This is a genomic window from Clostridium sp. MT-14, assembly GCF_042436595.1.
GTDB classification, from domain to species: Bacteria; Bacillota; Clostridia; order Clostridiales; family Clostridiaceae; genus Clostridium_B; species Clostridium_B aromativorans.
This window is the reverse complement of the sequence record NZ_JBHMIY010000020.1, coordinates 63,563-75,072: the sequence shown is the minus strand read 5'-3', so window position 1 is coordinate 75,072 and position 11,510 is coordinate 63,563. Positions and strand designations below refer to the sequence as shown.

Annotated in this window: 11 protein-coding genes; 8 read left to right on the top strand and 3 right to left on the bottom strand. The window is 32.0% G+C overall.

Features of this window, described 5'->3' with window-relative positions:
* The first annotated feature begins 203 nt into the window (after window positions 1-203).
* The 5 genes from ACFHWD_RS13725 to scpB all read left to right on the top strand — a co-directional run bounded on the left by ACFHWD_RS13725 (window position 204) and on the right by scpB (window position 6,128).
* Entirely contained in the window at window positions 204-1,874 is a 1,671-nt protein-coding gene (locus tag ACFHWD_RS13725) for a cell wall-binding repeat-containing protein (protein ID WP_150356500.1), read from the top strand.
* Window positions 1,875-2,255: 381 nt separating this feature from the next.
* Entirely contained in the window at window positions 2,256-3,467 is a 1,212-nt protein-coding gene (locus ACFHWD_RS13720; protein ID WP_150356499.1) for a D-alanyl-D-alanine carboxypeptidase family protein, read from the top strand.
* Between the two features lie 158 nt (window positions 3,468-3,625).
* Complete coding sequence (locus ACFHWD_RS13715) at window positions 3,626-4,819, top strand: CCA tRNA nucleotidyltransferase (protein ID WP_378062338.1); 1,194 nt, start codon at window positions 3,626-3,628, stop codon at window positions 4,817-4,819.
* Entirely contained in the window at window positions 4,820-5,572 is a 753-nt protein-coding gene (locus tag ACFHWD_RS13710; protein WP_378062336.1) for a segregation/condensation protein A, read from the top strand. It abuts the gene before it with no gap.
* Window positions 5,559-6,128 (top strand): SMC-Scp complex subunit ScpB, encoded by a 570-nt coding sequence (scpB, locus tag ACFHWD_RS13705; protein WP_229981657.1) that lies wholly within the window; start codon window positions 5,559-5,561, stop codon window positions 6,126-6,128. The genes ACFHWD_RS13710 and scpB overlap by 14 nt, the downstream gene beginning before the upstream one ends.
* 73 nt (window positions 6,129-6,201) lie before the next feature.
* On the opposite strand, the gene ytfJ is transcribed toward scpB, so the two are convergent.
* A complete protein-coding gene (gene ytfJ, locus ACFHWD_RS13700) occupies window positions 6,202-6,669 on the bottom strand; it encodes a GerW family sporulation protein (protein WP_150357840.1) in 468 nt (155 codons plus the stop codon).
* Between the two features lie 32 nt (window positions 6,670-6,701).
* On the bottom strand, window positions 6,702-7,244 hold the full coding sequence (locus tag ACFHWD_RS13695) for a DUF2953 domain-containing protein (RefSeq protein WP_229981658.1): 543 nt from the start codon (window positions 7,242-7,244) through the stop codon (window positions 6,702-6,704).
* A 162-nt stretch (window positions 7,245-7,406) separates the two neighbouring features.
* On the opposite strand from ACFHWD_RS13695, the gene ACFHWD_RS13690 reads away from it, so the two are divergent.
* Window positions 7,407-8,510 carry a D-alanyl-D-alanine carboxypeptidase family protein gene (locus ACFHWD_RS13690; RefSeq protein ID WP_179977201.1) on the top strand — a complete coding sequence of 368 codons (1,104 nt, stop codon included), beginning with the start codon at window positions 7,407-7,409 and terminating at the stop codon, window positions 8,508-8,510.
* A gap of 85 nt (window positions 8,511-8,595) precedes the next feature.
* On the opposite strand, the gene ACFHWD_RS13685 is transcribed toward ACFHWD_RS13690, so the two are convergent.
* Window positions 8,596-9,075 (bottom strand): hypothetical protein, encoded by a 480-nt coding sequence (locus ACFHWD_RS13685; RefSeq protein ID WP_179977202.1) that lies wholly within the window; start codon window positions 9,073-9,075, stop codon window positions 8,596-8,598.
* Between the two features lie 321 nt (window positions 9,076-9,396).
* On the opposite strand from ACFHWD_RS13685, the gene ACFHWD_RS13680 reads away from it, so the two are divergent.
* Complete coding sequence (locus ACFHWD_RS13680) at window positions 9,397-9,813, top strand: SoxR reducing system RseC family protein (RefSeq protein ID WP_150357836.1); 417 nt, start codon at window positions 9,397-9,399, stop codon at window positions 9,811-9,813.
* 306 nt (window positions 9,814-10,119) lie between these two features.
* Window positions 10,120-11,493, top strand: coding sequence for an electron transport complex subunit RsxC (rsxC, locus tag ACFHWD_RS13675; protein WP_150357835.1), 1,374 nt, complete (start codon window positions 10,120-10,122; stop codon window positions 11,491-11,493).
* Window positions 11,494-11,510 lie beyond the last annotated feature (17 nt).

Here is an 11,510-nt window from a genome sequence, read left to right as displayed (position 1 = left end):
TTGACTAAGAAGCCATCCACTTCTATAAGTGGTGGTAGTTCACAAACTAATAACGAAGATTCTGGTTATATCGTCATTGACAATAATACAAGCTCTGCCTTTGTAAGTGAATTTGGTTATGAACAAATTCTTATAAATTTATTGAAATATACATTTTTAACTTGACTTCTGTAAAAAATGAGTCTTTAAAGGAGGAATTGTCCATGTATAAAAAAAGAATAAATGCATTTGCAGGTATTACACTCATGTCATTAGTGCTAACTACAGCATTTACAACTGGATTTGTTAAAGCAGCAGGTTCGGTAACGCAAATAGGTGGCTCAACAAGATATGAAACAGCAGCAAAAGTTGCTGCAGCAACTTTTGCAAACAGCGATACCGTTGTATTGGTCTCAGGAGAAGGTTATGCAGATTCAGTAAGTGCATCTGTATTGGCCAAGAAACTGGATGCACCAATACTGCTTACAGGTTCGCAGATGCTTGATTCTAATGCTGAAGGTGCACTGGAAAAACTAAAACCAAAGAATGTATATATTATTGGAGGTACAGGTTCCATATCCCGGTCTATTGAAGATGGATTAAAAGCATCAAATTATAAAGTAACCAGGCTTGGGGGAACTACAAGATATGAGACAAACCTGGCTATAGCAAACAAATTGGTGGATTTGGGAGTAAGCAAGGACAACATAATAGCAGTAGCAGGAACTAATTTTTCAGATGCATTGTCAGCAGCACCAGTAGCTGCTGCTGATGGGGATATATTATTGCTTACAAATAACGATCTGAATTCAATACAGAAGACAATCGATTTTGCAAAGAATTCAAACGTTACAGTAGTAGGAACCACTACTGTAGTAAGTGATTCAATATATAATGCACTAAATGCAGATAGGAGAGTGAACGGTGGATCGGACAGATTTGCTACAAATTTAAATGTATTAAAGGCATTTGACAGTGATCTAAAGAATGACAAAATTTATGTAGCAAATTCATCAGAAAATAGCTATTCAGATCCATTAATTGCTTCAGCTGCAGCTGGAAAGTATTCAGCACCGCTTATACTAATTGATACTGAAGGATCAAATGTAAATGCTATAGATTATATCAAAACTAAAGCTGCAGAAAATACTGAGATAGAAGCAATTGGCGGAACTGGTGTAATTCCGGCTTCTATAGTTAATGAAATAAATAGTGCCATAAGTGAAGGTAATACAATGATAACTTTTAAAGATAAAAATTTAGAACAGGCAGTAAGATTAACTGCAAATAAGCCCACTGGTACTTTATATAAAAGCGATGTAGATAAGGTGTTGGAAGTAAATTTTTATTATAGTAAAATAAAAGATATTAGCGGAATTGAAAATTTAACTAGTTTACAAAAGCTTGGATTAGGTGGTAATCAGATAACCGATATAGGAGCTATCAAAAGTTTAACTAATCTAAGACGTGTTGAGTTTTCCAGTAATCAAATAAGTGATATAAGCCCATTAAAAAATCTAATTAATTTACAGGAACTTGCATTAGGAGATAATCAAATAAGTAATATAAATTCGCTGGGAAATATGACTAATTTACAAACTCTTATTTTATATAGAAATTCAATAAGTGATATAAGTCCATTAAAAAATTTGACTAATTTACAAATTCTCAATTTAAGCATGAATTCAATAAGCGATATAAGTCCATTAAAAAATTTAACTAATTTACAAACCCTTGATATAGGTAAAAATAATATAAAAGACATAAGCCCATTAAAAAATTTAACTAATTTAAAAGAACTTCGTATATCAGAAGGTCAATTAAGTGATAATGAAATAGATTCTTTGAAAAGTGCTTTACCAAACTTAAAGATTACAGTCGAGTATTTAAATTAACCCAGGTATAGGCGAAACCATAGATTAAAATATTTATTTAGCATAATGAATCTTTAAAAAGAATATAAAGGCTTGATTATAGGGAGCAGGCTATCAAGGTTGAGAAGATAGAGTTTTGAAATACTACTATCAAGTGCAACCAGCCTGCTTTTTTGCATTTCATAGTGAAGAAGCATTTTAAGATATAGCTGTTCTTGATATTCTGAATTATGTTTTTGTGACAATGTAATTAATCCCTCTTTCATATCTTTATAATTTATCCAATTTAGCTTTCCACTTTATTTTAATTTTATTTTATCCCATGTATTTTTTTATTGTATTTGTGTGATAATATTAATAACTTCGGAAGGAAATACATTTTAAAGGGAGGAGAAATATTAAATGAAGAAAAAGCAGAAAGCATTGACTTTAATAAGCTTGATGTTAAATTTGATCTTTATATTAGGTATAGAAAGTATGCCTGTTAAAGCTGAACCCTTAAGTAAATCCGATGGATCGGAGATCAAAGCTATAAAATCAGATTTGAATGTAGATGCTAAATCTGCATTGCTTATAGAGCCCTCAAGTGGAAAAATAATATTCGAAAAAAATTCTCATGAAAAACTGGAACCAGCTTCTGTTACAAAAGTGATGACTATGCTTCTGAGTATGGAGGCTGTAGATTCCGGCAAGATATCTCTGTCAGATAAGGTTACCGTAAGTGAAAATGCAAAGAAAATGGGTGGAAGCTCTATGCTTCTGGACACAGGAGAAGTGAGAACTGTAGAGGATTTACTAAAGGGGATAGGTATAGCATCTGGGAATGATGCAGCAGTTGCCATGGCGGAATATTTAGCCGGCAGTGAGGATGCATTTGTGAACCTTATGAATAAGAGGGCAGAACAACTTGGAATGAAGGATACATCTTTTAAAAATTGTACAGGATTAAGTGCAGAAGGCCATTATACCTCTGCCTATGACATAGGTATAATGTCAAGAGAACTGCTTAAACATCCTGCTATATTGAAATATACGGGAACATATATGGAGACCATATCTGAAGGAAGAAAAAGCCCCATAGAACTGGTAAATCATAATAAACTGGTTAGATTTTTTAATGGATGTGATGGATTGAAAACAGGTTTTACTAGTTCGGCGAAATATTGTATATCTGCTACTTCCCTTAGAGATGGAGTGAGGATGCTGGCAATAATCATGGGTTCACCTACTTATAAGGTGAGGAATAAAGATGCTAGCATGCTTATGAATTATGGATTTTCAAAATATTCCTGTAAAAATGTCTTTAAAAAGGGAAGTAATGTAGAGAAGATCAACTTGAATAAAAGCGGGAGCAGATTTTTTATTGCCAAAGCCTCTTCAGATTTAAACGCAATAACGGAAAAGGGAAAAGATAGTAAAATCACCTATAAGTGTATCATAGATAAAAATAAAAAGAGATATAAAAAAGATGAGAAGGTAGGATATTGTGATGTATATGTAAATGGGGAAATGGTGGGTAAAGTCGATTTACGCAGTGATAGAAATGTAAAAAGACCAGGAATATTTAGCAACTTAAAGGATAACATCAGAAATGTTTTGCCTCAGGGAATATGATATATATGTTTTTAGTACAGAAAATATATAGTATAATAAGGTCAGAAAATTCAATTTATCCGGAAGAGAAAAGTACAAATTTGATATTTTACTGTATTGTTTTCTGAAATTCATTGGATTTTCTGATTGCTATTTAAAAATTAGGGGAGAAAATTAGTATGGAAATTTTAGAGGCATTAACTTGTGATGAGATAAAAATTGTAAATGAAATCATGGATTTATGTAAACGCAGGGGAATAAAGTCATATATAGTAGGAGGGGCTGTTAGAGATGCTATTTTAGGAAATAAAGTGAAAGATATTGATATATGCTTAGAGGAAGATCCAAAGGTTATTTTAGATGAACTGCAGAAATTAAAATGTTGTCAGTATCACAGTGAATTTCAAACAGCTTTTTTAGTTTTTGAAAATGGTGTAAATATAGATCTTATAAGATGCAGAAAGGAATATTATTTTATAGATGGGGCATTACCTAGAATTTCTCCATCCCGTATATATGAGGATTTGTATAGAAGGGACTTTACTGTAAATGCCCTGGCCTACGATATTGAAAAAAAATGTATAATAGATGTCTGTGGGGGCATACAGGATTTAAAAAATAGAGTTTTGAGGAAAATACATCCTAATAGCTATAATGAAGATCCAACTAGAATATTTAGAGCTATAAAATATGCTGTGAGATATAAATTTAGTTTAAAAGACAAAGATGAAATAAAAAAATGCGTGGAAAAGGGTGTATTTAGTCTTATAAGTAATGATAGAATAGTAAAGGAAATATACCTTCTGTGCTGTGAGGAGAATTGGAAAGAAAACATTTATCTGTGTAATGATTTAAAAATATTTGATGTAGATGAACGCCTCTTAAAAATTGAACTTGAGGAGGAAAACCAAGATAAAAGATATAGTTGTACAAGCAGGGTGGATATGAGGATCCTTAAATTATTTTATTCCATGAGGGATAGAAAATATAGATCAATACTAGCTGAAAATTCAATTTTGAATAAAGAGTTGAGAAGTGCTATTGAATGTTCCAATGAAGATTCTCATGAGGCAGCTGATTTGATTATGGGTACAATGGATAATTATAGGTTATATACAATATTGAGGAAGATGAATGATTATGAGCTTGTATTATTAAGCTGGAACTCAAAATTGAATTATAAGATATATAATTATATTTATAATTTAAGAGATTATAGGCCTTCTTTAAGTGGAAAATATATAGCTTCTAAAGGAGTAAAGGATGGAAAGTCTATAGGAAGGATCTTGAGGAGCATAATGAAAATTGAACTGAATTCTGGAATAGACTATGGGCAAAAATATTTAACTGAAAATTTAGGAGAGAATATGTAGATGTCTTTAAATATAAAAATAAGAAATTTTGAGGGACCCTTTGATGTACTGCTTCATCTTATAAAAAAAAATAAAATGAGTATATATGATATAAAAATTTATGAAATCACAGAGCAGTACTTAAAATATATAAATACCATGAGGGAAATGGACTTAGATGTAGCATCCGAGTTTATAGTAATTGCAGCTTCGCTTATAGAGATGAAATCAAAGATTTTACTTCCAGAGTCAGACTTGGAGAAAGAAAATGAAGATAAAGAGGAGGATCCTAGAAAAGAGTTAGTGGATAAATTGCTTCAATATAAAAAATTCAAGATGGCAGCTGAATTTTTAAAAGAAAGATGTGATAGAGTAGGAAAGATGTATGGTAAAAAGCCAGAGATAATTGAATCAAAAGAAGCGAGTATATCCCAGATTTTAAAGGGTGCTACCCTGTGGGATATATATGAGAGATATACCAGGCTGATGAGAGAATATGAAAGCAAATTTAACAGTGAAGTTGTGCTCAATAAAAAGATATCTAGAGATAAGTTTAAATTGGAAGATAAAATAATTTATATAAAAAATATTATATATAAGAGAAAAGAAGTTAAATTTTCAACTATTATAAAAAACTGTTCTTTTAAAATAGAAAAGATAATTACATTTCTTGCACTTTTGGAGCTTATAAAACTTAAAGTCATATTTGTAGTGCAAAGTGAAAATTTTAGTGAAATTTACATAGAAAGGATAAATGAGAATGAAAAGCAGTGATGATAAAAGTAGCTGTGAGGCCACAGAGAAAGGAAAACTATCAGAGAATAAGTATTTTTCTATAATAGAGTCTTTATTGTTTGTTTCTGGTGAATCTCTTGGTATTGAACAAATTGCATCCATAATAAAATGTAATGTAGAATTTACGAAAAATTTGATTGATGAGATGAGTAGTGTATATAAAAAAGATTGTAGAGGTATAGAGATTCTAAGAGATAATAACAGATATAGGCTGGTTACAAAGGCTGAAAACAGCAGTTATGTTGAAAAACTGTTGAAGAATAATTCAAGACAAGCTTTATCTCAAGCGTCACTAGAGACTTTGGCCATTGTCGCTTACAAACAGCCTATAACGAGAATAGATATAGACGAGATAAGGGGGGTAAAAAGTGATAGAGCCATATCCACTTTAATTGAAAGAAGACTTATAAAGGAAAATGGAAGGTTGAATGTGCCGGGAAGACCTATATTGTATGGTACTACGGAAGAATTTTTAAAATATTTTGGATTTGAAAATTTGGATAATATGCCTAATTTAGATTCTATAATTGTATGAAGAACAAAAGTTAAGAGTTAAAAACTCAGCTGTTTTTTTTGATTTATAACTCTTAACTATTAATTATTAATGGTTAACTGTCGTAGGAGGAACTGTCTTCACCGTGATTTTTTTCTTTATTTTCATCATCTGTCTTGTGATAAGAGGTATCTTTGTTTTTTCTGTTCTTGGAACATACCATTCCCCGAAGCAGATCCATTATTTGAGGAATAGAATCTATTACTTTTTCACAGGTGTTATTTTGATTTAAGGACAGCAGCCTTACAGAGTCACCTTTTGTAACTAAAAAAGCTACTGGTTTTACCGTAACTCCAGCACCTGAGCCTCCACCAAAAGGGTAGTCGGGTCTAGGTACTTCATCGTGCTGCAGATCAAATTCACTTCCACCGGATGCAAACCCAAAGGACACTTTTGAAATGGGTATTATCAGAGAACCGTCTTTTGATTCCACTGCATCCCCTACTATGGTATTGACATCTATCATTTCCTTTAGATTTTCCATAGTACTCTTTAATAAATTTTCTATAGGATGATTATCCATAAAAACTCCTCCTTATAAATCTTAAATTGTTATTATGCAAAATTGCTGTCTATTGAATTATTTGATTTTTTAGACTGCCTTTTATATCTAGATAACTTTATATATACATAGATAATTTTAACTAAACTTATATAAATTATACTTGTTATTTCTAGTTCGAAACGTGAACTGTTGAAATCAGGCTTTATGTTATCATGATATTTTTTTATATGAAAAAATCCGTTTAACCTGTTGAAGAGAAATATTTTTAATGAGCATATGGCCCCGTATACAAGCGCTGTATAGGCAGCATCGCCTAAACCATAGCAAAGTTTTACATCTACTTTAACTGAAAATCTAGCCTTTACGTTTTTAAGTTCCGATGATTTAATTGCATTTATAAGGGAAACAAATCTATTTTTTTCTGCAGTATTTTTGGGAGAAGATCTACCTAGTACAATTTTATTTGTTATATTCAAATTATATATTTGAAAGAGAAGTTGTCTGTTAATGTATTTTATTTTTATCTTTAAGGGTATTGGAAGAAATAACACAATGGGGAATATTAGAATAAATAGAACAGGTAGTATACTCATATATTTCTCCTCCGGATTCAATATGATCTATTGCTTAATAGTATTTACCGCAATAGTAAATTATATACTAATCTGGAACAAGTTTTAATAGTAATATATTTATTTAGGGAAAAAATATTCACAATAATATATTCATTATAGGAAGGAGCAATTTGTACTATTATGAAGATAAAAAAAATTTTATTGTATTTTATAGTGATTTTTATTATTGCTAATATGTTTCCAAATAAAGTAATGTCAGAAGATAAGGAGAGATCTTCTGAAAAGATCAATGTAGATGCCAGGTGTGCTGTAGCCATAGACAGCAATTCAAAAATTGTTATATATGAAAAAAATGCCTGTGAGTTAGTCCCTATGGCAAGCACAACTAAAGTCATGACTACACTGGTGGCATTGAAGTATGGAAAATTGGATAAAAAAATAAAAATTTCTTCTAAGGCGGCTGGGATAAAAGGCTCTACAGTGGGATATAAGGCTGATGAAAAAATAACTTTGAGAGAACTTTTATATGGTCTTATGCTCCGTTCGGGAAATGACGCAGCTGTGGCAATAGCAGAGGCAATAGGGGGAAGCATAGAGGGCTTTGCAAAACTTATGAACGAATATGCCGATGAAATAGGTATAATAAATAGTCATTTTGAAACTCCTCATGGCCTTGACAGGGAGGAACACTACTCCACCGCATATGATCTGGCTGTAGCTACATCTGTAGCCAAGAAAAATCCAACATTCAATGAAATTGTAAGTTCAAGAGATGTAGATGGAAAAGAAAAAGGATTTACTAGAAGTTATCACAATATAAATAAGATCCTTTGGGAGATACCGAATGCAAATGGAGTTAAAACGGGGTATACGGGAAAAGCAGGAAAATGCTTGATAACTTCTGCACCTGTGCAGGGCAATGATGTGATAATAGTGGTTTTAAATTGCCCTAAAAGGTGGAAAGAAACCGGTAAGATATATGAATATATAGATAAAAATTATGACTTCCAAAAATTATATTCAAAGGGAGATAGAGCATTAGAATTAAAGGTAAATAGAAAGAATTTAAGGCTTGAATATGAAGATGATATTGTAGTTCCTGTGAAGAAAGGATGTAAATATACCAGTAAGATTGTAAAGCCTAAAAAAATAAATTACACAGTCAATAAAGGTGATAAAATAGGTATGATCTGTATATACGAAGATGGTAAAAGAGTATACAAAAATTTCCTAAGAGCTTCTAATACCGTAAAAGTAAGAAGGCTTCTTAATTGGACCTTTTAGAACAATTTACAATGTACAGTTCACAATTGATGAGGATTTTCGGCTGAACCGAAAATCCTCATCAATTTGATATTTAAAGGAATAATTAATGACAGTAGAATAAATTTTCTTTTTTGGAATCTTCTATTAAGTCAAATCTTTTTACGGACTTGAAATTATTGTTCTGTATATTTTCAAGTGTATTTTTTAAGAATTCTCTGCTGAATTTAATTTGGGAGTTTGCATTCAGTCTCCTCTGCATTATATAATCTATATGTTCAGGAACGGTGCTGAATATATAAATGGGAAATAAGTGGCTTATGACCTTGTTTGTAAGGGCATATTGATAGATGGATGCATCTATAATGATACCGTTGTATATATTAAAACAGTGGGCAAAGCTTCTGCTGTAATTTTCATTTATATGTACACGCAATATGCCTTGTATTGCAGGGACATCCATATCCACATACTTGCATAGTTGATAGATTAGTGAGGATATTAAAGGTCCGCTGTTTAAAATTGTGTATTTACTTATACAATATTGGCATAGGTTTTTAAAAAAATTTTTTTCAGATTTCTTCATGTAATTTACCTTTCCCTTCTAAGTAAATATTATAATTTATTTTTTAAAGAAATACCATATTGTATGGGCACTAAGTTAAGGTTGAATAAATCAATGAACATTTTAGATTTTTCTATCTTTAATCAAAAAAGACTTTAATTTCCTGTATATTTAAAAATAGCATATATTTCAAATAATATATTTTGCTCAAAAATAGTACAGTTATAAAAAAATTAATAATACAGAGTAAAAGTTATGATTTTTATGGTATAATGTTATAGATGGAATAAGAGGAGGCATAGATCGTAAAAACGATAACAAGTGAGCAAGGAGATGTCAGATATGAAAAAGATGTCAGAAGGCGTTGTAATTGAAGTAGGACAAGATTTCGCCAAGATAAGAGCAAGTAAACACGGGGACTGCAAAAGCTGTGGATTGTGTGCAGGTGAGAATGCCACTATAGTAGATGCAAAAAATCCTGTTGATGCCAAAGTGGGACAGCATGTTATTTTTGAAGTAAAAGAGAAAAATATGTTGAAAGCCGCTTTTATTGTATATATTTTACCTCTTATTGCAATTTTTGTAGGTGCATTATTGGGAACATGGATTGCGAATAACATTGGGTATTCTGAAAGAGCACTTCAAATAGGAGGTGGAGCAATACTTTTTGTTGTTTCATTGTTGTATATAAAAATATTTGATAAGTCCACAAGTAAAAATGATACTATGAAGCCTATTATTAAACGTGTTTTATTTTAAATTACACCTAATTTTCTGATAGAAATACTAGAGCATAAAGCTGTATAGCAAATTGTGGAATATCAAATCTGTAATTTGCTATATAAGCTATTTTTATATTTATCCACACGCTGACATATTTATTCTAAAGTTCAAAATGCAACAGATAAATATCAATTAATGAAGATTTTCAGATAAGTCCTGAAATCCGCCGAATTGATATTTGAACTCTGAACTTTGATATTTGGATGGAGGCGCCGGGATAAGGCAATTTTTAATTTATAAATAATATTTTCATGCTAAAAATATTGAAAGAGGTGTTAAAGAGTGTTAAAAAGTTTTCGAGGTGGAGTGCACCCTGATGATAGTAAAAGGTATACAGCTGACAAGCCTATAGAAAAAGCACCTGTACCAGATAAAGTCTATATACCTGTAAGACAGCATATTGGTGCTCCTACATCTCCTATAGTAAAAAAAGGAGATGAGGTAAAAAAAGGACAGCTTATTGCAAAGAGTGATGCTTTTGTCTCAGCCAATGTGCATTCATCTGTTTCTGGAAAAGTTGTAGATGTAGCTGAATATCCACATCCTAATTTTGGAAAATGTTTATCCATAGTTATTCAAAATGATGGAAACGATGAATGGGCGGAAGGGATACCTGTTGAACGTAACTGGAATGACTTAACTGGAAAGGAAATAATAGGTATAATAAGAGAAGCAGGTATTGTAGGAATGGGAGGAGCAACTTTCCCTGCCCATGTCAAGCTTTCACCGCCGCCAAATAAAAAGATAGATGTTTTTATTTTGAATGGAGCTGAATGTGAACCTTATTTAACTTCTGATTACAGATCCATGCTTGAATACACTGATAGAATAGTATCAGGCATTAAAATTATCATGAAAGTCTTAAATGTGGAAAGAGGATTTGTAGGTATAGAGGATAATAAAAAGAAAGCTATTGAAATTATGACAAAAGCTTTTGAAGGTACAAATGTACAAGTTGTTGGGCTTCCTACTAAATACCCTCAGGGTGCTGAAAAAATGCTTATAAATGTTTTGACAGGCAGAGAAGTGCCTTCAGGAGGACTGCCTATGGATGTTGGAGCAGTTGTTCAAAATGTAGGTACGTGCATTGCGGTTAGTGATGCTGTAGAGAGAGGTATTCCGCTTATTCAGAGAGTTACAACTGTAAGTGGAGGAGCCGTAAAGGAGCCCAAGAATTTATTGGTGAGAGTGGGAACTACTTTTAAAGATGTTATTGATTTCTGCGGGGGCTTTAAAGATACTCCTGTTAAAATACTTTCTGGTGGACCTATGATGGGAATGGCCGAATCAAATCTTGATATACCAGTGATAAAGGGAGTTTCAGGAATACTTGCACTGGCTAAAAGTGATGTCAATACAGGAACGGAATCAGCCTGTATAAGATGCGGCCGATGTATAAAAGCTTGCCCTATGGGATTGAATCCCAGCATGCTGAGTATACTTGGACAAAATAATTTATATGAAGAAGCCAAGGAAGACTATAATCTTTTGGATTGCGTGGAATGCGGAAGCTGTGTATACACATGCCCTGCTAAACGAAATATTGTACAGTATATTAAATACATGAAATCTAAAAATGCAGCTGCAGCAGCTAGAGAAAAAGCTAAAGCGGCGGCTAAGGAAAAAGAAAAGGAAAAAGAGAAAGTTGAAAAATAATAAGGGAGTGATTAAAA

What these genes read in the sequence shown, in the direction of transcription:
- ytfJ (WP_150357840.1), bottom strand. Translation starts at nt 6,669, where the DNA reads ATGGATAATCATCCTATAGAAAATTTATTAAAGAGTACTATGGAAAAT.
- ACFHWD_RS13680 (WP_150357836.1), top strand. Translation starts at nt 9,397, where the DNA reads ATGAAAAAGATGTCAGAAGGCGTTGTAATTGAAGTAGGACAAGATTTC.
- ACFHWD_RS13690 (WP_179977201.1), top strand. Translation starts at nt 7,407, where the DNA reads ATGAAGATAAAAAAAATTTTATTGTATTTTATAGTGATTTTTATTATT.
- ACFHWD_RS13685 (WP_179977202.1), bottom strand. Translation starts at nt 9,075, where the DNA reads ATGAAGAAATCTGAAAAAAATTTTTTTAAAAACCTATGCCAATATTGT.
- ACFHWD_RS13720 (WP_150356499.1), top strand. Translation starts at nt 2,256, where the DNA reads ATGAAGAAAAAGCAGAAAGCATTGACTTTAATAAGCTTGATGTTAAAT.
- ACFHWD_RS13695 (WP_229981658.1), bottom strand. Translation starts at nt 7,244, where the DNA reads ATGAGTATACTACCTGTTCTATTTATTCTAATATTCCCCATTGTGTTA.
- scpB (WP_229981657.1), top strand. Translation starts at nt 5,559, where the DNA reads ATGAAAAGCAGTGATGATAAAAGTAGCTGTGAGGCCACAGAGAAAGGA.
- ACFHWD_RS13715 (WP_378062338.1), top strand. Translation starts at nt 3,626, where the DNA reads ATGGAAATTTTAGAGGCATTAACTTGTGATGAGATAAAAATTGTAAAT.
- ACFHWD_RS13710 (WP_378062336.1), top strand. Translation starts at nt 4,820, where the DNA reads ATGTCTTTAAATATAAAAATAAGAAATTTTGAGGGACCCTTTGATGTA.
- ACFHWD_RS13725 (WP_150356500.1), top strand. Translation starts at nt 204, where the DNA reads ATGTATAAAAAAAGAATAAATGCATTTGCAGGTATTACACTCATGTCA.